General features: G+C 40.4%; 13 protein-coding genes. 3 read left to right on the top strand and 10 right to left on the bottom strand.

Annotated elements, in window-relative coordinates:
- The first annotated feature begins 240 nt into the window (after nucleotides 1-240).
- From AAEY68_RS18480 to AAEY68_RS18470, 3 genes are all read left to right on the top strand, one after another.
- Nucleotides 241-2,973 (top strand): poly(beta-D-mannuronate) lyase, encoded by a 2,733-nt coding sequence (locus AAEY68_RS18480; protein ID WP_350586667.1) that lies wholly within the window; start codon nucleotides 241-243, stop codon nucleotides 2,971-2,973.
- Nucleotides 2,974-3,298: 325 nt separating this feature from the next.
- Entirely contained in the window at nucleotides 3,299-6,331 is a 3,033-nt protein-coding gene (locus AAEY68_RS18475) for a TonB-dependent receptor (RefSeq protein ID WP_350586666.1), read from the top strand.
- A 525-nt stretch (nucleotides 6,332-6,856) separates the two neighbouring features.
- On the top strand, nucleotides 6,857-9,820 hold the full coding sequence (locus tag AAEY68_RS18470) for a TonB-dependent receptor (RefSeq protein ID WP_024591526.1): 2,964 nt from the start codon (nucleotides 6,857-6,859) through the stop codon (nucleotides 9,818-9,820).
- Nucleotides 9,821-10,192: 372 nt separating this feature from the next.
- On the opposite strand, the gene AAEY68_RS18465 is transcribed toward AAEY68_RS18470, so the two are convergent.
- From AAEY68_RS18465 to AAEY68_RS18420, 10 genes are all read right to left on the bottom strand, one after another.
- Nucleotides 10,193-12,103, bottom strand: coding sequence for an aminotransferase class I/II-fold pyridoxal phosphate-dependent enzyme (locus tag AAEY68_RS18465; protein ID WP_024592288.1), 1,911 nt, complete (start codon nucleotides 12,101-12,103; stop codon nucleotides 10,193-10,195).
- Between the two features lie 527 nt (nucleotides 12,104-12,630).
- Nucleotides 12,631-13,263, bottom strand: coding sequence for an endonuclease III (gene nth / locus AAEY68_RS18460; protein ID WP_024592286.1), 633 nt, complete (start codon nucleotides 13,261-13,263; stop codon nucleotides 12,631-12,633).
- 49 nt (nucleotides 13,264-13,312) lie between these two features.
- A complete protein-coding gene (locus tag AAEY68_RS18455; RefSeq protein WP_010553676.1) occupies nucleotides 13,313-14,011 on the bottom strand; it encodes an electron transport complex subunit E in 699 nt (232 codons plus the stop codon).
- Nucleotides 14,008-14,649, bottom strand: coding sequence for an electron transport complex subunit RsxG (gene rsxG / locus AAEY68_RS18450; protein WP_002962266.1), 642 nt, complete (start codon nucleotides 14,647-14,649; stop codon nucleotides 14,008-14,010). Before rsxG ends, AAEY68_RS18455 begins: the two co-directional genes overlap by 4 nt.
- Nucleotides 14,646-15,704: an electron transport complex subunit RsxD gene (gene rsxD, locus AAEY68_RS18445; protein WP_002962268.1), complete on the bottom strand. Its 1,059-nt coding sequence runs from the start codon at nucleotides 15,702-15,704 to the stop codon at nucleotides 14,646-14,648. Before rsxD ends, rsxG begins: the two co-directional genes overlap by 4 nt.
- Entirely contained in the window at nucleotides 15,701-18,280 is a 2,580-nt protein-coding gene (gene rsxC / locus AAEY68_RS18440) for an electron transport complex subunit RsxC (RefSeq protein ID WP_350586665.1), read from the bottom strand. Before rsxC ends, rsxD begins: the two co-directional genes overlap by 4 nt.
- An 8-nt stretch (nucleotides 18,281-18,288) precedes the next feature.
- Nucleotides 18,289-18,843 carry an electron transport complex subunit RsxB gene (gene rsxB / locus AAEY68_RS18435; protein ID WP_007585357.1) on the bottom strand — a complete coding sequence of 185 codons (555 nt, stop codon included), beginning with the start codon at nucleotides 18,841-18,843 and terminating at the stop codon, nucleotides 18,289-18,291.
- A gap of 1 nt (nucleotide 18,844) precedes the next feature.
- Entirely contained in the window at nucleotides 18,845-19,426 is a 582-nt protein-coding gene (gene rsxA, locus AAEY68_RS18430; RefSeq protein WP_008172491.1) for an electron transport complex subunit RsxA, read from the bottom strand.
- Nucleotides 19,427-19,507: 81 nt separating this feature from the next.
- On the bottom strand, nucleotides 19,508-20,326 hold the full coding sequence (locus tag AAEY68_RS18425; protein ID WP_024592351.1) for a substrate-binding periplasmic protein: 819 nt from the start codon (nucleotides 20,324-20,326) through the stop codon (nucleotides 19,508-19,510).
- A 15-nt stretch (nucleotides 20,327-20,341) separates the two neighbouring features.
- On the bottom strand, nucleotides 20,342-22,285 hold the full coding sequence (locus tag AAEY68_RS18420; RefSeq protein ID WP_024592352.1) for an EAL domain-containing protein: 1,944 nt from the start codon (nucleotides 22,283-22,285) through the stop codon (nucleotides 20,342-20,344).
- Between the last annotated feature and the right edge of the window lie 224 nt (nucleotides 22,286-22,509).

The following is a 22,509-nucleotide window of genomic DNA, read 5'->3' as shown; positions in this document are numbered from 1 at the left end:
CATGATTAAATTCAACTTTTGACCTGCGATAACAGTGCTGGGTTAACTTTATGTTTATTTGTTGTTATTTAATTGGGTGGATATAGTGGAAAAAGTTATTTTATTATGGTTATATTACCAAGTTGGTTAACAATTTATTTGCAATTTAAATGAATTTGGTAATAAACGCATGATTTATTTGGTAACACACACAATAGATAACCAAGTATTAAAACCATAAATTTGGAGAATAGAGCCACCATGAAATTAAAACATTTTGCGCTATGCGCTATTGCAGCTGCAATAGTTGGTTGTGACACAAACTCAAACAACAATGACAACAACTTGGGCTCTATTGCTCTTAGTGGAACTGTTACAAGCGGACAAACATTAACAGCTGAAGTTAGTGACCCTGATGGTATCTCAGGTGACGTGACTTACTATTGGTATGCAGATGGTGAGGCAATTACAGGTGCAAATAGCGCTTCGTTTACACTGACTGACGATCAGATAGGGTTACCAATTACAGTTCAAGGGCTTTATACCGATGATGGCGGTATCAATGAATCGCATATTACAGATCCAACCGCAGATGTTGCCGCAATCGCATTCCCTGCAAGTTTAACTATTACGGGCGACGCTCTAGTTGGTTCGCAACTAACAGCCAATGTAGCTGACGAAAATGGCTTTGATGGCGATACAGTAACTTATAAATGGTTTGCTGATGACATAGAGATTGCAGATGAAGCACTTTCAACGCTCACGTTAACAGACGCACAGTTTGGTACAGTTATAACAGTTAGTGCATCTTTTGAAGATAGCCGTGGGTTTAACGAGTCTGTGACTTCAACGGGTACAGAGGTTGTAGCACGAACAAACTCAGAAGGTGAAGTTACAATTAGTGGCACGCCAACCGTTGGTAATATATTAACAGCAGAAGTTGCTGATACCGACGGGGCAACAGGAGATATTACTTACCAATGGCTTGCTGACGCACAAGAGATAGATGGCGCAACACAAAGCACCTTTACAGTTGATGCATCACTTTTAGGTCAAAAGATAAGTGTTCAAGTTGCTTACACAGATGATAATGGATTTATCGAGGATAATACATCAGAGGAAACAATTGCTGTTTCTGCTGTTGCGGTTGACGAAGCCGGTAGCGTCGCCATTATGGGCGTAGCGCCTTATTTGACAAGTGGCGAGTTAACCGCTGAGATAACTGATAACAACGGTGTTGAAGAGGCAAACGTTACTTATACTTGGTCTGCTGATGGCGTTGAAGTAGCCGACAGTAATAGTAAAACATTTACACCTTCTGCTTACGCTGGCTCAATAATGTCAGTAAAAGCTACGTATACAGATAACGATGGTTTTGCGAGTGAGGTTACAAACTCACTTGATACATTGGTTTACACACAATTAGTTAGTAACCCTGAAGCACTCCTTGGTGCTATAAGTGGTGGTTTAGCTGATGGTGATGTTATTGGCTTAAACACCGGTGTTTATGCTGATATGGACGCAATTTTATTAACCAGTGCAGTAACGCTTCGCGCTGTAGAAGGTCAAACTCCTGTACTTAGCGGTGAAGTATGTGTGCATGTAGCTGCTGGAGTAGATGGCGCTGGATTAACAGGGCTTACCTTTAAGAATATAGATACTAAAGCGGGTGCATTTTGTGAAGCCGAAGAAGGTGCTGTTATTTACTCAGAAGGCGATAACTTTACTTTTTCGCAAAACACGATGGATGGAGAAGAAGCTACACTCAATAACTCTGAATACCATTGGCTGATGATAAAAGGTCAAAGCGCGTTGGTTGAGCGAAATACATTCTCTAATCGAAATGTAGCAGAAAAAGGGTCTGTGATAAAAATATCATCATCAAGCTCTGATCACGTTATTCAATATAATTTATTTAGTGACAGTGATAATCCAAACTTTGATCAATCAAGTTTATACTTAATCAATGCAGGTAGTACAACGGGTAGCGGTGCAGCTGATAACGCAAACTTTACTATTCAGTATAACCGCGTAGAAAACTTTGTAACGGGTCGTCGTTTAATGCGTGTACAAACTTCTGGTGCAACCATCAAAGGCAATACAATCGTAAATCCTAATGGTGGTATTTCATTAGAAGATGGTGGATTTAATAGTGTTACAGACAACATTATTATTCGTACTACAGATATTGCAAGCTCAAGCGATAGACCTGCAGGCGTGATGATTACACCACTTGGTCACACCGTGAGTAACAACTACATTGCAGGTATTCGTTCTGGTAATAAAGAAGCGGGCGGTATTGTATTTACGGTAAATCCATTTTCGCAAGCTGACGGCGGTGTGCCAAACTCGGGTAACCAAGCTGTACTTGATGCGGCTGGCGACTTTACACTAAATGTAACAAATAATACAATTTTTAACTCACAGCAACCTATTGTATTTAGTACAGAAATAGGCTCTAAAGCACCAACAAGTGATTGTGATGAGTTAACCGCAGCGAATGCACCAGTACTCTATGGGCTGACCAAAAATGCGTTTGTTATCAACTTTAATGGAAATTTAATTGCAAACGGTTTAGGCGATCAAACAGACGAAGATACAATAAACAGCAGTGCTACAACTCAAGGCCTATTTTATCCAAATACACTTGATAGTGACCATGCTTTTGAATATGACTGTGACTTAATTAATCATGACAGTTCAGTGCTAAGTAACAACTTTGGTTATATGGATAGTCGAGTATCAGGCGATGCAAGCGGTGACTGGGTTGAAATTAGAAAACTAAATGGTAATGGCGCATTCGATACTGATGGTGCAATTGACCAAGACCCAGCAACTAACGGTAAAGAAGTGCTTGAGTACGTTACAGCAGCAAGTACGTTATTAGAAACTGACCCTGCAGGCCTTCAGGCAGAGGCAGGTGCTAAAGGTCTTCATTATATTCAATCATCTGAAGTCGGTGTTGGATCTACATGGAAAATACAAAACGATTAAATAACCAATTAATCAGTTAACTTTTAAAAGCCCCAAATTTGGGGCTTTTTTATTATTTATTAATAATCACCACACTTTTCTCAACCTATATTACCCATTTATAAACTAGTTTAGAGCGGTTTATATTCTAGTAAAAAACCTGCCTGACCTACTGGTAATGCCACCAAGTTAAAATTGGTATACCTTATGGTAATATTAAAACGTCAAATTGGTTGATCATCGTGCTGCGTTTAAGTATATTAACGTCAAAGGTCACATAAAATATACATAAGCATAACAAGCTAACACACTAAAATCACACAACAACAACCAGCGGAGAATTCAAATGTCGTTGAAGTCACGAGATAACAATAATTCTACAACAGGGCAGTTTGCAATGCGCCCAGTTGCAAAATGGGTAAGAACAGCGGTCATCGCAGGTATGGCAAGTTCTTGCGTATTTACAGCAAGCGCACAGGAAGATCAGGGAAAAGCGACAGAAGTTGAAGAAGACGTTGAAATAATTAGTGTTACAGGTACACGTAGAACGATTCAAGACCAAATAGCAATTAAACGTGAAGCAACAACGGTAGTTGATGGCCTGTCATCTGAAGATATTGGTGATTTACCAGCACTGTCTATCGGTGAAGCACTGGAATCAATTACAGGTGCTGCATCTCACCGTGAAAACGGTGGTGCAACAGAAATCACTATTCGTGGTCTTGGTCCATTTTTAAGTGCAACGCATATCAATGGTCGTGAAGCGACTAATGGTAGTGGTGACCGCTCAGTTAACTTTTCGCAGTTTCCGTCTGAACTTGTAAAAAAAGTAGCAATTTATAAAACTCAAGATGCGTCAATGATTGAAGGTGGTGTTGCAGGTGTTATTGCACTTGAAACTATAACTCCACTTGATTTTGGCAAGCAACGTGTATCAGCTGAAGTTAAATTAAACTACAACCCTGATGAAGGTAATGTAGATAACTCACTTCAAAGTGACGCGGGTTACCGTGGCACGTTTAGTTATGTAGACCAGTTTGAATTTGATAACGGCCAAGCCGTTGGTGTGTCTTTTGGTGTACAGCGCCAAGATATCAGCCAACCAGAAGCTGAATACAGAAGCTCTAGCCCATCAGGCTCTTCATTATGGGCGTGTTTAAACGATCCTAATAATACCAATGAAGGTTTTTATCGTAGCAGCGCAGGCGACTGTGAAGACCAAGTTAGTGGCAGTAGCAACCAAGGTTACGATACAGAAATTGATCCTGAAACAGGTAAAGCAGTAAGTGATGGTACTCCTTACGCTTGGACTGGCAGTAGCCGTAGTTACCGCCAAAACGAGACATCAGATGAGCGTGATGCAATGTTTTTTGCACTGCAATACCAACCTTCAGCTGATTGGGATGTTAACTTTGACGCACAAATATCAGATAGAACACAAAAAGAAGCACGCCACGATTTAATCTTTTTACAAAAACGTGCAACACCAGGCGTAACAGGTCCAACACTTGTTACTAATGATGTAGGCGGTATTTTGCACTGGGAAGGTGAAGAGCGCATTGAATCAGCGGGTGAGCAATTTTCTCGTGAAGAAAACTACCAAGGTTACGGCATAAATATAGAACATACAGTTACCGATAGATTAACTGTTGACTTAGATTTAGCGTATTCAAAAACTGAACGTGAAGAACTTCAAATATCTAACCGTGGTAGAACATCAGGTCGTAATTTCTTTTCTTGGGATATGGGCGATGAGATCCCTCATTTCACACTGACAGATTTTGACGTAACAGATATTTCAAACTTTACAGATAGCCTAAGAACACGACTTGACCGTGAAAATGTTCGTGAAAACGAAGTTATCTCAGCGCGACTAGATTTTGACTATACCTTAGATGGCAATGTTTTCACCAGTATTCAAGGTGGTATTAGAACATCTGAAATGACCTTCCTACAGTATGGTGGTAGCCAAGGTAACGGTTCAAGAAATGAATTTACACTAGACTCTGGTACTGAAGCGCTTGACGTATTACAAGGTTGTCAAATCGATTTCCCTGAATCAGGCTTTTTATCAAGTGTATCTGATGGCGATATCGTAACAAATGTTGATAGTGACGGTAACGTTGTAGATAGCGGTACAGGTTCATCATGGGCTACATACGACAACGTATGTTTCTCACAAGCTGTAGCTGGTTCTAACGCTGATGGTGTGTTTGCTTACCCAGAAGTTGAATATGAAAATGCAGGTACAATTGATGTAACAGAAAAAACAACATCAGTGTACTTAATGGCGAATTACGATACTGAAATGTTTGGTAAATTCATTCGCGGTAACTTTGGTCTTCGTATTGTAGACACAGAAGTAACTTCGATTGGCTTTAGAAATAGCTTTGACGTAGTAACAAGCGACACTGGTGTACTTTCTCTGGTTGAATCTGATAATGGTTCATTGGATAAAATAAAAAGCGGTGGTGACTACACGAAGTATTTACCAAGTTTTAACCTAGTTATTGACTACAGTGAAGATATTTTATTCCGTGCAGGTATATACCGTGGTATGTCACGCGCAGATCCATCTGATTTAGGTTACAGCCGTACATTCCAAGAAGATACAGAAGGTACAGCAACATCAATTAGCGATTTATTAGTGGGTGTAAATGGTTCTGGTAACCCGGACACTCAACCGCTTATGTCGTGGAACTACGATGCTGCGTTTGAATGGTACCCTAACGAAGATTCAATCTTAGCGTTAAGCTTATACTACAAACAGTTCAACGGTGGTTTTCAACAACAAACAGTAATTGAGGATTTTACTGTTGCCGGTGAAACTGTTTCATTACCAATTACTAACTCTGTTACATCAGACGATGACAGTGAAATATTAGGTCTTGAAGCTTCATTTTCTTACCGCTGGGATAATGGCATCGGTATGAAATTTGGTTACAACTATGCAGACACTGATTTTGAGTTCCAAGATAGCTTATACGGCGATACGTTTGAGACTGACGTAGATGGTAATACTACACAGTTAACTGACGGTATTATTGAGTCGGCTTCAGTACCTGGTTTCTCAAAGCATGTATTTAGCAGTCAGCTGTACTACCAAATTGGTGGATTTGATACTGCTGTTATTTACAAATATCGTAGTGAGTATTTCCAACCATATACTACAAATGGTACTCGACTTCGTTATGTTGATGGCGTAGGTGTGTGGGAAATGCGCGCATCATACAAAATTGATGAGCACTTTAGAGTTAAAGCAGAAGCAATTAACTTGTTCAGTGCACCTAAATCACAAGACTTCTTTGTTGAAGGTAACTTAGGTGAAGTGAATGACTACGGCCCACGTTTATTCTTAGGTTTAAGCTACAAACTGTAATAATAGTTAAACATTAGATCACATTAAAAAGGCGGTTTTACCGCCTTTTTTGATCCTCAAATTCTTCAATTTTATATTTTCGATAACATCAACAAACAGTACTTAAAAAACTCACTCCTAAATTACGCTACTTGACTAAAAAACAATTAAATTGGTTAACCAATAATGCTATTTATTAAGCACGCCTAACATCATCGGTTTCTCCTGCCTAAATTATTTCATTTTTAAAACGATAACTATTCTAACCTTTGTTATTGACAGCCCTATTTCTAATAGAATTTAAAAATCATAAATAACATCAACTTAAAATGTAAGTTTTGCTTTTAACTTGAAATTTAGTTAGATTTTTCTATTTTGGTAATAACATATTGCATAATATTTGATCTAAATTCATTACCAAAAGGTTGACCTTTGTAGGTGTGGGTGTAAATATAAAGTTAAGACTTTGTAATAAGAAAGGGCTTTTAATAAAAACAATAAAGTAGCTGGTTAAACATAGCATTTCACACACACAGGAAAAAAACTATGAGTCACAAGTTATCTAAAATTACACTGGCAGTTATATCGGCAACCGCACTTGGTATGTCTTTGTCTACACAGGCGCAAGAAGCTCCAAAAAAAGCTGCAGACGATCTTGAGGTTATCGAGGTTTCAGGTATTCGACAATCGCTTACAAATGCACTTGCACAAAAGCGTTCAGCAGATAGCCTTGTTGAAATTATCGAGGCTGTAGATATTGGTAAGCTACCAGATCAAAACCTCGCAGAAGTACTTGAAAACGTAACAGGGATTCAAATTACTCGTGAAGCAGGGGTAGGTACGGGTGTTCAAATTCGTGGTACCAATGCTAATCGTACAGAAGTGAACGGCGTATCAACAGTTGGCTCAGGGTCTGGACGAAGTGGCATTAGTTTTGAAGATGTATCAGCTGCAATAATCTCTGGTGTAGAAGTAATTAAGTCACCTGAAGCAAAAACAATCGAAGGCTCTGTGGGCGCAACAATAAACCTTAAAACAATTCGCCCGTTACAGTTAAATGAAACTCTAGGCTCAATTAGAGTTCAAGGTGAAGATAGTAGCTTATCAACAGATGGCGTTACCCCTAGGGTATCAGGTGCTTGGGGTGATAACTGGGAGCTTGATTCGGGCGGTAAGTTTGGTGTTGTATTTAGTGGTAGTTACAGTGAGCAAGACGTAACCGCATTTCGTCCTCGCGCAGATAGAGATAATTCGGTAGCCGCTGATAGTGGTGCTGCAAGTGCACAATCGTTTGATTTTCTACCAGTACAATTTTTAATTCAAGATTACGATAATTACGAATACGAGACAAAAAACTTCGCAGGTACATTTGAATATGCACCAAACGATAATATGAAATTCTTTTTTGATGCAGTTGTTAATGATCAAGAGCGCCGCCAAGAAAGCTCAAGAGTACAGGCATCTGGTCTAAGTGATCTTAGAAATGTATCAATACCGAGTGAGTTTGAAACAGTTAATTTTGGTTCACTTGACGGACAAAACCTAGGCAGCATACAAGCGGCTGTAAGAGGCGTAATTCCGGTTGAAGACGGTGGTGGCGATCCTAACTTGCGTTTTTCTAGCGATACTAATTCTCGCATCACAAAGAGCAAAATATTTAGAATAGGGGGTGAATGGCAAGGCGATAGATTATTTGCAAGTGTTGAAGCCTCAACCTCTCGTTCTGATTCAACTACACCAAGCTTTAATACAACGCTTAATTTTATAAATCCAAATGTTGCTACTAATTCGTCAAATGAAAACGGGACTCCTTTTGAGTATGATCTTACAGGTGATGCACTTACGTTTGGGATTGCAACGGGGGAGGCAAACGCGCCAACAATGGCTCAATTACTTGACCCTGCAAATGTTGTTCTACGTGACGTAAACCAAGGGCAAGATGAGTCAGAAAATACAGAAGATGCGTTTCGCACAGATTTTACATATTACTTAGATGATGTAATAACGTCAGTCGATTTTGGTTACCGCTACAGTAAAACGAGTAGTGTGTCGGATCAAGTTCGCTCTAACGTTGGTTTAAGAAATATGGCTGATAGCCCAACGGGTGATTTATTTGCACAATTATTAACAGCGGGCCCAGATAACTTTAACGATGGTGATGGGCGAGCACTCTATATTCGTGATTTCTTACTTATAAACCCAGAGCTTGCATCCTCTGACCCACAAGCTGTATTAGCAGCACTTAACCAAGCGATTGAAGCTAATAATGCAATAACGGGTTCTGATCGTGGACCAATAAGTTCACCAACGTCTCAAGTAAATGCATTTTTTGATATTGAAGAAGAAACACATGCCTTATATGCACAAGCAAATTTTGAGTACGGCATGTTTCGCGGTAACTTTGGCCTACGTTATTTAGAGACTGAAGTTACATCGCTAGGTAACTCTGTTACTCAAGATGGAAGTGGCAACGAACTGGTTACTCAGCTAACGTCAAAAGGTGATTACGATTTCTTTTTACCACGATTTAATTTAGCCGCGAATGTAAGTGAAGATGTGATTGTTCGTTTAGGTTGGTCAAAAGATATTAGACGCCCAGATTTTGATGACCTATCTACATCTGTTACGTTTGGCACCAGCCCTAATAGTGCCGTTTCAATTGGTAATTCAGGCTTAGCGCCAGAAGAAGTAACCTCTTTCGATATATCCACAGATTGGTATTTTGCACCCGCTGCTTTGTTAAGTGTGGGGTACTTTCATAAAACACGTAGCGATTTGCACGTTACACAGCAAGTTGACCCATTTGAAGACCCAAGCACAGGCTTTCGCGATACAAATGGTCCAGAGTGTGAAGGCGGCGGCATATTTAATCCAATTGCAGACATAAACGTGTTTGGCCCAGATGCTGGCGTAGGGTTATGTGTTCCTACGCAAACTACTATTAATGATTCTGGTGAAACAACACAGCAAGGTATTGAGCTTGCAGCTCAATACGACTTATCAAGTTTTGAAAAAGAGCTAGGTTGGGCATCAGGTTTTGGTGTGGTTGCTAACTATACCTATCAAGAATTTTCTGGTGGTGAATCATTTGACACTGCAACGAGTCGTGCAAATGCAGTTTTTGCATTAACAACCGGTAACCCGGATGCAGACATAAGTGCTAAGCAATCACTCATTGATCTGTCAGAAAACGCATATAATATTACATTTTACTATGAGAAATACGGTCTATCTGCTCGAGCACGTTACACGTGGCGCGAAGGGTACCGTTCAACTGACTTTGGTAGCACCTCAAGCTTCCCATGGGGTTTCCCTGTTGTACAAGAAGACAGAGGGCAGCTTAATGCCAGCATAAGTTATGATGTGAACGATCAGCTAAATATCGGTATTGAAGCCGTTAACTTAACTGAATCAGAAGTTAGCCAGTCTTGTGTTAACGAAGGTGCTTTACTTTGTTTCCAAGGTATTACAGACCGCCGTATTACATTTGGCGCTAGCTATAGATTTTAAAAGTTATAGTTAAATCGAGTCTATAAGTGTGTGTATTTAAAGACGCTAAAAGCAAGCCACCTGGCTTGCTTTTTTTTAACTAAAATTAGTTAATATTTATAAGAATGATTTATCCCACTTTGTATTTTACTTTTAAATACTGTTACAGCGGCAATGTCTTGCGACACTGCCACCAGTAATTATACCAACCTGCATAAATCTTTGATCAATTTAACGAGTTAAATTGCACTATAACGTCGTTAAAAATTTTTTATTTAGAACAACTAGATACAAAAATTTTTGCCTAGTTCTAGCGTAATTTTCTTAACGTTAAATAGACCCCGTATATAAGCAGATTGGTATTATTATCGAGATAGTATTAAACCAATACCTTTATTTTTTAACCTTACCCTTAAGAACATAAATTTCACCATCGAAACTGCCTTGTATCGTCAGTCCTTGGCTTGCCAACTCTTGTAAATATTCGATATGGTCATTAGTGATATGCTGGCCTGGGACTAAAAGCGGAATGCCCGGTGGATATGGAGTAACTAAACCTGCACAAATGCGGTTGTTGCTTTTACTGATAGGCACAGATTCGCGGTCGCCATAAAAAGCATCGCTTGGAATACACGCCAAGTCTATAGCAGGTAAATTTTCAGGTAAGCGAGCTCTACGCGTCGATTTTGATAGTTTTACCTTACCGCTGTCTAGCTTTTTCAATGCATTGTACAAACGAATTATTTTTGAGCGCGTGCCGCCAAGCGTGAGTAAAACTAATATAGTGCTGTGTGTGTATTTTTCTATCTCTAGCCCAATTTCATCCAGTAGATATTTATGAATATCTTTTAATGAGTAAGGTAGCTCACTAATATCAATAAGGATCTTTAATGGATCGTGACCCATGTTGTCGCCACTAAAATGCGGGAATATTTCCATAAAGTCTTGCTTAGCTAGTACTTTAATTTGCTTAAGCGAGGCCATCTGTTGTTTAAACTCTTCAACATGGTTTAGCAGCGCATTGAGTAGCTTATAGCCTTCCATCTCTAATTGCTTTTGGCACACGTCAAGCGATGCAATAAGCTGATATTTAGGCGATGTACTAGCGTAGATACTATAAATCTCTCGAAAGAAATCGGCATCAAAATCGGGGTCGTTAATATGAATATAAGACGCTTGAGAAAACGCCGATACTACTTTATGCGCCGAATGCGTAATGTAGTCAGCCCCAGCATGTATTGCAGAATAATGACGAAAGCTAGGATGAAACAAAGAGTATGCAAACCAGGCTTCATCTATAAACACCTTAATACCATATTGATGAGCATAATCTACGACTTGTTTAAGGTCGCTAAGTAGGCCATCGTAAGTACAGCCGGTAAGCACTAGTAATTTAGCATCAGTATTTTTTTCAATTGCTAATTTGATGTCGGCCAACGATGGTGGCGCGAAAATGCCATATTTTGGATTTAAGATACTCGCCAAATAAATGGGGTAACTAGCTGATTGCAAGATGCCATAGTGTACTGACTTATGGCAATTACGGTCGACAATTACTTTATCTCCCTTGCGCAGGAGTGTCTGCAAGATGATTTTATTTGAGGTAGATGAACCATTTGTAACAAAGTAGGTGTGCTTAACTTCAAATGTCGCCGCTGCTGATTCTTGAGCGCGACCAATGGTATTGGTGCTGTCTGACAATGAACCTAGCGAGTCTACCGAAACCGACAGGTCGCCAACAAATACATTGCGGCCGTAAAACTGATAAAAATCTTTGATGTAAGGTGAGTTTCTAAAGCTAGAACCCCCACTATGACCCGGTGTATGCCAAGAGTCGTTTGCTTCACCAACGTAACGACGATACGCCGTCCAAAATGGCGTTTCAGAGCGGTCGTCAAAATCGTTGATCATATAACCTAAAATCGCTTCTGGGTCAGAAATCACTTCATCTTTAAAAAAGAAAGATTCGATTTCTTCTGATTCGTTTACGATCTCCAGCCCTTTAGTGTCGTCGCCAATAACATAAACCGGTAACTCAAGACGAATTGCCTTTAAATCCTCGATAAAGCGGCTATACATCCGCTCACCCACTTTGTTGTGCATATCCCAGCTTAGAACTACGGCTTGAATATCACCATCTTCCTCTACACATTCCAGCGCGCGTTTAAGCTCGAGGCATTCAATAATATCGATATGAATATCGTCTCGCTCAAAGTTAGGAATGGTCTTTGACAGGTTAGTTGAAAGCCCTTGTAAGGTGGCTGGGTCTTGTTCAATTATCAAGATACGAAGTAGAGGTAGCATAGAGGGTTTCGCAATATAATTTTATAATGCTCACTAGCATAACCAAAGGAGTGAGCGTTGTGAAATTAATACTTTGATAATGTTCTAATAATTGTTCTATTTCACTAACATGCCCTCACGTATAAAAATGTTTTATCTAGATGGATTGATAGGCGCGGCTTTATGTCGCACTTTTGGGGTTTTGGGGTTTTGGGGCTTGTGCTTTATTGCGCGAGGTAAACTCGCGACTACAGGGTTGGCGTTGTATTTGTAGGCGTGGCTTTCTGCCGCGCTTTTGGGATTTTGGGGCTTGTGCTTTATTGCGCGAGGTAAACTCGCGACTACAGGGTTGGCGTTGTATTTGTAGGCGTGGATTTATGCCGCGCTCTTAGGATTTTGGGGCTTGTGCTTTATTGCGCGAGGTAAGCTCGCGACTACAGGGTTGGCGTTGTATTTGTAGGCGCGGCTTTATGCCGCGCTTTTGTGGTTTTGAGGCTTGTGCTTCATTGCGCGAGGTAAACTCGCGACTACTTGCCGCGCTTTTGGAACTAATCAGTTTTTTCTTTAAACTCACACAAGTCTTCAATAATACAGCTGCCACACTTTGGTTTACGCGCTACGCAGGTGTAACGCCCGTGCAGTATTAACCAATGGTGAACGTCTACTTTAAATTCTTTTGGTACAACCTTTTCAAGCTTTTGTTCTACAGCAACTACGTCTTTACCCATGGCAAGCTTGGTACGGTTAGATACACGAAATATGTGTGTATCTACGGCTATTACAGGCCAGCCAAAGGCTGTGTTGAGTACAACATTAGCGGTTTTACGGCCAACGCCTGGTAGGGCTTCTAGGGCTTCACGATTTTCTGGCACGATGCTGTTATGCTCATCCACCAAAATTTGGCACATTTTGTACACGTTGGCAGCTTTAGAATTAAATAAGCCGATGGTTTTTATATAATCACGCAGTGTATCGTGACCTATATCTAAAATGGCTTGTGGCGTATTAGCAACAGGGAACAACTTTCGAGTGGCTTTGTTAACGCCTACATCGGTTGCTTGTGCTGAAAGAGTTACTGCTACTAGCAACTCAAACGGGCTTGAATATTCAAGCTCTGTAACTGGGTGCGGGTTATCTTCGCGCAGGCGCGACAGTATTTGGTGACGTTTTTCTTTATTCATGCAACTTAAAACGTATTACTGCTAATTGTTGCTCTAATACGTTTTCCCCTTAAGTTAAGCTGGTAACACGTGCTCGAGGGCCTTTTTCAGCCTCTGGCGGTGCAATTTGCTTTGATTTTATTTGTGCGTCAATTACGTTTTTAGCGGCAATAAGTAGCCCAAGTCCTAAAAAGGCACCCGGTGGTAAAATTGCGAGTAAAAATTGGTTATCAAAGTTAAATACTTCTATGCGCAAGCTCTGTGCCCATGGGCCAAGTAATAAGTCGGCACCGTCAAACAGCGTACCTTGGCCGATTAGTTCGCGCATAGTACCTAATACTAACAGTACAGCCATAAAGCCTAAGCCCATCATTAGGCCGTCAAATGCTGATAAATGAACAGGGTTTTTAGAGGCGTAAGCTTCGGCGCGGCCAATAATGGCGCAGTTAGTTACAATCAACGGAATAAAAATTCCTAATGATTGATATAAACCAAAGGTATAAGCGTTCATAAGTAATTGAACTATTGTTACAAAGCCCGCGATGATCATTACAAATACAGGTATACGAATATCTTTTGGCACCCAGTTACGCACAATTGATACGGTAACATTTGAGCCTATTAGTACGAGTAAAGTTGCTAAGCCTAAACCTAAGGCATTTGTTACAGTTGAGGTAACGGCAAGCAGTGGACATAAACCTAAAAGCTGTACAAGGGCAGGGTTATTTACCCACACACCTTCTTTGTATAATGTTTTTAACTCACTCATTTAGCTACCTCCATACATTCGGCATTAGGTGCTGCAAAAATATCATCAAAATTAGTTTGTGCGAACAATACGGCATTTTTAACAGAGCCCACAACAGCACGTGGCGTTATGGTCGCGCCTGTAAATTGATCAAACTGGCCGCCATCTTTTTTAACAGCCCAGCGAGCGTCTTCTTCGCCTTCAACCGTTAAGCTTTTAAATGTTGTGATCCAAAGTGATTTTTTAACTTCTACTTTGTCGCCTAAACCAGGGGTTTCTTCGTGTTTAGTCGTACGAACGCCAGCAATAGTGCCATCGCTCAATACCGCTGTTAATAAGTTAATATCGCCACTGTAGCCGTTTGGCGTAACATGCCTAATAACAACAGCGACTGGTTTATTGTTTTTACGAGCACGGTAAATTACTTGGTTTGCGTGTGGGCCTAGTTTTTCGTCAGTAATAATTACGCAATCTTGCGATAATTGATTGTCGTACGATTTTGGGTCGAGCACTTCTTGTAGCTGCGCAGTAAGTTGCAGTTGTTCTTGCTCTGCAATTTTATCGGCAGTAAGCGCGTTGATAGAGGCAACTAAGCCCGTTGTTGCTAACGCAAACGCAGTTAAAATAGCACCATTTTTAGCCATTGACGAAATGATCATTTTACTGCTCCATGGCCATAAGTACGTGGCTGTGTGTAGTAGTCTATTAGCGGCACTGCAATATTAATCAATAATACGCTAAATGCGATGGCATCAGGAAAACCACCAAAGGTACGAATTAAATAAATTAGTAAGCCAATTAGCGCGCCATAAATTAAGCGCCCTTTGTTAGTTGTTGCTGCAGATACCGGATCGGTTGCTATAAAAAAGGCCCCCATCATAGTGGCACCACTTAATAAGTGAAATAGGGTGCCCGGCTCTGTACCAGGTGATGCGATATAACCAATAGCACTACATACAGCTAAACTTGCGATAAAACTTACAGGAATATGCCAGTTAATTATTTTTGCTTTTAATAAGTATAAACCACCCACTAAAAAGCCTAAGTTAACCCACACCCAACCAAGGCCAGCCCATTCGTTAAATAATGGCTTTTGCATGCTTTCGGTAACGGTTAAACCGTGTGCTATGTCTGTTTTAACAGTATCCAGCGGTGTTGCCATTGTTAGGCCATCAACCCCTGCACGTACTTGATCAAGGCTAAACCCAGAGGCCGTAAAATCGGTGAATATTAGCCTTAGCTGATCAGCAAAGCCTATTGGCGTATTTATTAAATCGGTAACAGGCAACCATGCGGTCATTTGTACTGGAAACGAAACTAAAAGCAGTACATAAGCCGCCATCGCTGGATTAAATAAGTTAAACCCAAGGCCGCCATAAAGCTGTTTAACTATAACAATAGAAAATAAACAGCCAATCACGATTATCCACCAAGGGGCAAGTGGTGGAATACTCAATGCCAATAACACGGCAGTAAGCCACGCACTGCCATCACTTAATGCAGGCCAAACAGGGCGCTTTCGTATTAGCATTATTGCAGCTTCAAATACGCTTACAGCAACAAGCGCGAGCACCAGTTGAATAAGTACACCGGTTCCAAAAAAGAAAACTTGAGCAATTAGCCCAGGAATACACGCAGCAATAACGCTAAGCATTAATCGCGTTAACGATTTATGGCTGTGATTATGCGGCGAACTGGCCATGGTTAATTTCATGACTGATTATTTCCTTCTTTTTGTAACTTTTTAGCTTTTGCTCTCGCAATTGCAGCAGCCACGGCGGCTTTTTTCTTATCGTCTGCTGATTTAGGTTTATCTGCGTTAATAAGATCTGATGAGTCATCGGTGTTACTTTCTGCACTCTTAGGTGCTGCGCTATCAACTTGTAGCTCTTGGGGCTGAGTTTGTTCGGTATCTTCTAGTGCTTTAGCCGCTTTTTTAGCTTTAGCACGAGCTATGGCCGCAGCTACCGCTGCTTTTTTATCATCAACGGGTGCATCAGTTTGTGGCTCTTCACTTGTGGTTTGCTCGGCTTCTTCTAATGCTTTAGCTGCTTTAGCTGCTTTTTTAGCTTTTGCACGAGCAATGGCCGCCGCTACTGCTGCTTTTTTGTCATCAACAGGGGCATCAGTTTGTGGCTCTTCACTCACGGACTGCTCAGCGTCTTCTAATGCTTTAGCCGCTTTTTTGGCTTTTGCACGAGCAATGGCCGCCGCTACCGCTGCCTTTTTGTCATCAACAGGGGCATCAGTTTGTGGCTCTTCACTCACTGCTTGTTCAGTATCCTCAAGTGCTTTAGCCGCTTTTTTAGCTTTAGCACGCGCAACAGCCGCCGCTACTGCTGACTTTTTATCATCAACAGGCGGCTCTTCACTTACTGTTTGTTCAGCGTTATCTAATGCTTGTGCTGCCTTTTTGGCTTTAGCACGAGCAATGGCCGCCGCTACCGCTGCTTTTTTGTCATCAACAGGGGCATCAGTTTGTGGCTCTTCACTTACTGTTTGTTCAGCGTTATCTAATGCTTGTCTTGCTTTTTTAGCTTTAGCGCGAGCAATGGCTGCAGCGACTGCTGATTTTTTATCATCAACGGGCGCAGTCTCGGCCGATTCATCTGTTTGAGATTTTTGCTCTTTATATTTACGCGCTTGTTCTTTACGTAGTGCGCGCTCTTTTGCTACTTCGCTGTTGTCAGGTTCTAATTCAGCAGATTGATCGCCTAGCTTTTTAGCTTTAGCGCGTGCAATAGCGGCTGCAACAGCTGATTTTTCATCGCCGTTATCTGATTTATTTTTAACGCGGGCTAGTGCATCTGCTACTTTTTGCTTTTCGTCAGCAGATTTAGCGGCAGGTTTACGTTTATGGCGGTTTTGACGTTCTTCTTGCTCGCGATCTAAACGCTCTTTTCGTGCATCAAAACGCTCTTTTGCTCTGTCGGCTTTAATTTTGTCAGCTTGTTGTTCTTTAATTTCAACTTTGGCTATACGGTAGTACTGTACAAGAGGGATTTCGCTTGGACACACATATGCACAAGCACCACATTCAATACAGTCAAATAAATTGTGCTCTTGTAGTTTGTCGTACTCTTTTGATTTAGCAAACCATTGTAATTGTTGTGGTAATAAAGAAGCAGGGCAAGCATCAGCACAGGCACTACAACGTATACAGGCTTTTTCGGGGCCGGGCTCCGCAAGCTCTTTATGATCAGGTGCTAAAATACAGTTAGTTGTTTTAACTATGCCAATACGCACTGTGGGTAGCGTAAAGCCCATCATTGGGCCGCCCATCACAACACTTTGCTGCGGTACAGGTGAGAACCCTTGGCAATCAAGTAAGTGCTTTATTTCAGTGCCAAGTAGTGCCCATACATTCCCAGGCTTATGAATAGTGTTACCTGTTACCGTAACTATACGTTCAATGAGTGGTTTACCTTCATAAACGGCTTGTTGTACGGCAAACAAAGTCCCGGTGTTATGCACTAAAATACCAATATCGGCAGGAATACCAATGCTAGGAACTTCACGGTTAGTAAGTAATTTAATTAATTGCTTTTCACCGCCAGATGGATAGATAGTTGGCACCGTTTGAATAATGATTTTTGAGTTATGCTCAGCTGCTTGCTTCATTGCTGCAATAGCTTCAGGCTTGTTATCTTCTATACCCACAATGCACAGTGTTGGGTTTAAAAGCTGCTGCATTATTTCAATGCCTTGGATAACTTCTTTAGCGTGTTCGCGCATTAAAACGTCATCGGCAGTAATATAAGGTTCGCACTCAACAGCATTTACAATCAAAAATTCGATAGGTTGCTTGGTATCTGCTTTTACATAAGTAGGAAAACCAGCACCACCCATACCGCTAATACCGGCTTGGTGAATAATATTTATCAGCTCGTCATGACTAAGCTCAGCAGGATTTTTATTTTTATTTAGAGCTACCCATTCGTCTTTGCCGTCTGGTTCAATAATAACACTTAGTTCAGGTAGGGCCGATGGATGTGCTGATGGCATAGGTGCAATATCAGTAACCACACCAGAGCTTGGTGCATGCACAGGTACCGACCAGTTAGCAGCAGGGGCTGTAAGTGGTTGGCCTTTTAATACGTGTTGGCCTTTTTCTACAAGTAACTTACCGTTTGCGCCTATGTGCTGCTTAAGCGCAACAATGAGTTTGTCGGGCAAAGGTAGGCGAGTGATACTCGCACTATTAGAGAGTGATTTTTGTTGTGGTGGGTGTATGCCGCCAGGAAATGCCCACACGGTGCCTTTTTTTATTTGTTCAAGTAACTTGTCCACTCAAACCTCTAATCTATTTGTGTAACAGGAATAGCATCTAGCTGCCATTTCCAGTTTTGTTTAGTTTCGGCTACAGGTAGCATATCAATGCAATCTACAGGGCAAGGCTCAACACATAAATCACAGCCAGTACATTCATCAATTAACACCGTGTGCATTTGACGAGTTGCGCCTAAAATGGCGTCAACCGGGCAGGCTTGAATACATTTGGTACAGCCAATACATTCATCTTCGCGAATATAAGCCACTGTTTTTATAGGTTCTGCTTGCTCGCCACCGGCAAGTGGTTTTTCATCAACACCCATTAAGCCGGCAAGCTTTTTCATAGTTGATTCGCCGCCCGGTGGGCATTTATTTATTTCATCGCCATTGGCTATGGCTTCGGCGTAAGGGCGACAACCCGGGTAGCCACATTGTCCGCATTGAGTTTGCGGCAAAATAGTATCAATTTGCTCAACAATAGGGTTACCTTCAACGCGAAAGCGAATTGCTGCAAACCCTAAAATAAGTCCAAAAATGAGTGCTAGCGAACCAATCGCTATCAAGGCATAAAACAAGGTCATATTAAAACTTCACTAATCCAGTAAAACCCATAAACGCCATCGACATTAAGCCTGCAGTGATCATTGCAATAGAGGCGCCTTTAAAAGGCGTAGGAACGTCAGCAGCTGCTAAACGTTCTCGTAGTGCTGCAAACAATACAAGCACTAAAGAAAAACCAACCGCAGCACCAAAACCATACACTGCAGATTGTAAAAACGAATGATCTTCTTTGATATTTAATAAAGCCACACCTAATACCGCACAGTTAGTGGTGATCAGCGGTAAAAATATGCCTAATAAACGATATAGAGTAGGGCTTGTTTTACGCACAACCATTTCGGTAAATTGCACTACAACGGCAATCACTAAAATAAAGCTCATGGTGCGTAAAAAGGCGATATCCAGAGGGATTAAAATATATTGATTAACTAAATAGCTAGTTACAGAGGCAAGGGTAAGCACAAACGTGGTTGCCAAAGACATACCAATCGCCGTATCAAGCTTACCTGATACGCCCATAAACGGACATAAGCCTAAAAATTGTACTAATACAAAGTTATTAACCAGAACGGTTCCAATCAATAACAAGACATATTCTGTCATGTGTGCCTCACGCTATAATAAACGTGGGTATTATCCTTTTTTCTTTATCGATTAACAACACATGAGAAGCAAATAAACGACTCAATCAGTAATGATATTAAAGCGACTTAAGATTTCAGGTGTAATTAGAATAGGATCGATATTATATGGCTTTAAAATATCTTTAAATTGATCGTGTTCTTGGTATAAATCTAATAGTGCTTTATTAAATAGGGCAATTTGTTCAGGAGATAATTGAATTTTATTAAAACCAATAAAATAGGGGGATTCGCTTTGTAAAAAGGCCAAATTAACATGATGTAAGTTAAATTGTTTTAGCCTAGCGCGTGCTTGTAAAGTATTGGCAAAGTACCCATCTATACGATTGTTTTCTATCATTTTTACACCCGTGCCATTGGCATCGGTGAGTAAAACAATATCAAATTCCCTCAATCCGTCTTTAATCATTTGTTGCTGTATTTTGATTAGTTGAAAAGATGCATTTGAAGGGCCAAAAACAGCAATTTGCATTTTTTGTAGATCATTGAGGCTTTTGATGGTTTTTTTTGCACCCTCAGGTTGAAAAAATCCATATTGCATTTTCATAAGCGGGATCGAAAAATAAAGCCATTCGTCACGGTCAAGATTCCAGCCCATAGGAAAGTTTCCTTGAGCTTGCAGGTTTTTTAACATGAGCTTAGAGCGACGATTTGGTACGCTGACAAACTCACATTTATAATTGAGGCGTTTACACGCTAAGGTAAGTATATCAACAAAGGGGCCAGCGGCATTATCGTGTTCATCAACAAATGAAAATGGAGGATAGTTATGAGTGCTAAAAACTAATTCTTTTTGCGGGGCGTTTGCGTACAAACTCAAAGGCATAATAAAAAGTATAATAAAGGTAATTACTCTTTTCATGATGCCTCCAATAGACTATATGTCTTTAGGTTTTTCTATGTAATAACCTTGAACGCCATCTAAACACAACGTTTCTATAATGTGCTTTTCTTCTTGGCTCTCAACGCCCTCAGCAAATACACTAACACCAATGCGGTGGGCTAAATCGACCATTAAGCGCATAAAGTACTGATTGTTTTTATCGTCTTCGAGGCCGCGAGTATAACTTGCGTCCATTTTAATAAAGTCAGGTTTTAAATCTCGGAAAAACTTAAATGAAGTTAAGCCAACACCAAAACGTTCAACTGTAACGCGTGCGCCAACACGGTGAACCATGTCGATAAAGCGCTTACTAGCCTTGATGTTTTGCTGTAAACCAAACTCACTTACTTCAAATACAAGTTTAGATGCAATATGCGTATCTTTCAATAATCGGCGCTCTAGCCAAATTACAAACTGATCGTTGTGTGCACTAGAGGCTGTTACGTTTAAACCAAAAAACTTTTCAGATAAATTACGGCTTTTAACCTTTTCAAGAGAAGAGTCTATTATCAGGCGATCAATTTCTATTGCCATATCAAGCTTTTCGGCCATCGCTAAAAAAGAAGCGGTAGGCAGTACTTGATTGTCTTCTGTTTTAAATCGAACTTGTACTTCAGCGTAGGCTTTTATGCTTTTACCAAGCGGCATAATGTTTTGCATCACTAAATGCACACGCTTAGATTCAATAACTTCTTTAATAACCTTACGCCAGTTTTGATTACCAAAACCCGCACTTACGTTATTAACTAAATCGGTTTCGCGTTGTACGTGCCATGCGTTTACTTGTTTTGATTGCGCCATACTCATCGCGTTATCAACAACTGAAAGCAATTCGCCTAACGGCTTACCTTTTTCGTATCCTACAATACCCGTATTAGCTACCGAGCTTAACTCTTGGTTTTGTTGGTACTGCGTGAAGCGCGATTGCAGGTTTTCACCAAAGCGCTCAGCTTCTTTTAAAGGAATGTGGGGTAGTACGACAGCAAAGTCAGAGCTGTTTAATCTAAATATTTGGCTGCCAGTGTAAGTGCCGCTTATGTGCTTAATAATATCGGCAACGCCTTTTACGTACTCATCACCTTTTTGATAACCACGGCTTTGGTTTATAGCTTGTAGTTCGCTACAACGAACCATAGCTAAAGAGCCAAATGTACTTTGCTCAGTGTTTTCAATATTTTTTTCGTAGTACTCAACAAACATATTACGATTACCAAGGGAGGTAATTACATCTTTGTACGCTTCATGCTTAATAGTCATAGCAGCGCTTTGTATGTCTTCGTTTTTGTTTTTTAAGAAATGTGATAATCGATTAAAGCTAGGTACTAAATCTTTTCCCATTTTTTTCAATCGAGTGCCATCTAGTGCTGTTTCTAAATCATTATCAACTTGGTTTTGATTGATATAAATATCGATAATGTCAGCAACTGTTGTACTTATGTTTTTATTTAAATGGTAAAAAATAGATTTCATTAGAATTATTGGAATAATAACTAAAATGGCAGAAATCAAAATAACAATAAAAAGGGACGTTTGTAGCTGCGACGCTAAATGCTCAATGTTAAGTACAAATTCAACTTTTATATCTGAGGCGTCATTTACAGCAAATTGAGGGCGCACTGAGTTAAAGTTAGAGAGTACAAAATCAGCAAACATTGGTAATTGAGTAGGGGGGTTAATGCTAAATATTTCAGCCCCTTGGTAATCTCTTAGAGTGAAGCTTGAAAACGTTTTACCATCTGCAATTGATTGTTTTAAATTTTGAGCAGAAATATCGTCTAAAGAAAGGTCATTAATATACTTAGTAACAGTAGTTTGCGCACTTTTTTGTGCATCACTTACCGCAGTATCAAAGCTTATAGATATGAAGTAGCTTCCTGCTGCAACACACAATAACCAAGAGATAATTTGTATAAAAATAAGTTTTTTAAATCCAGCCATGTTTTCAGTCTTTTAATAATTCAAAAGGGAAGGAATCAAGTCCTTGATTAATAAACTAAGTACAGCGCATTAAGGAATAAACTAATGCTTTAGTTATATAAGGAAGAGTAGTGGAATTAGCTTGAGATGTCTATGAAATTCTTAGAATTGGCTCCCCCTCCCCGACTCGAACGGGGGACCTGCGGATTAACAGTCCGTCGCTCTAACCAACTGAGCTAAGGGGG

Origin of the sequence: Pseudoalteromonas sp. RB2-MNA-CIBAN-0110 (assembly GCF_040309305.1) — a bacterium.
GTDB classification, from domain to species: Bacteria; Pseudomonadota; Gammaproteobacteria; order Enterobacterales; family Alteromonadaceae; genus Pseudoalteromonas; species Pseudoalteromonas arctica.
Note: the sequence above shows the minus strand (reverse complement) of the source record. Positions and strands in the feature narration are given on the sequence as shown.

Bases quoted from the DNA above. Each gene is read 5' to 3' on its own strand.
- AAEY68_RS18480 (WP_350586667.1), top strand. From the start codon at position 241: ATGAAATTAAAACATTTTGCGCTATGCGCTATTGCAGCTGCAATAGTT.
- AAEY68_RS18475 (WP_350586666.1), top strand. From the start codon at position 3,299: ATGTCGTTGAAGTCACGAGATAACAATAATTCTACAACAGGGCAGTTT.
- AAEY68_RS18470 (WP_024591526.1), top strand. From the start codon at position 6,857: ATGAGTCACAAGTTATCTAAAATTACACTGGCAGTTATATCGGCAACC.
- AAEY68_RS18465 (WP_024592288.1), bottom strand. From the start codon at position 12,103: ATGCTACCTCTACTTCGTATCTTGATAATTGAACAAGACCCAGCCACC.
- nth (WP_024592286.1), bottom strand. From the start codon at position 13,263: ATGAATAAAGAAAAACGTCACCAAATACTGTCGCGCCTGCGCGAAGAT.
- AAEY68_RS18455 (WP_010553676.1), bottom strand. From the start codon at position 14,011: ATGAGTGAGTTAAAAACATTATACAAAGAAGGTGTGTGGGTAAATAAC.
- rsxG (WP_002962266.1), bottom strand. From the start codon at position 14,649: ATGATCATTTCGTCAATGGCTAAAAATGGTGCTATTTTAACTGCGTTT.
- rsxD (WP_002962268.1), bottom strand. From the start codon at position 15,704: ATGAAATTAACCATGGCCAGTTCGCCGCATAATCACAGCCATAAATCG.
- rsxB (WP_007585357.1), bottom strand. From the start codon at position 18,843: ATGACCTTGTTTTATGCCTTGATAGCGATTGGTTCGCTAGCACTCATT.
- rsxA (WP_008172491.1), bottom strand. From the start codon at position 19,426: ATGACAGAATATGTCTTGTTATTGATTGGAACCGTTCTGGTTAATAAC.
- AAEY68_RS18425 (WP_024592351.1), bottom strand. From the start codon at position 20,326: ATGAAAAGAGTAATTACCTTTATTATACTTTTTATTATGCCTTTGAGT.
- AAEY68_RS18420 (WP_024592352.1), bottom strand. From the start codon at position 22,285: ATGGCTGGATTTAAAAAACTTATTTTTATACAAATTATCTCTTGGTTA.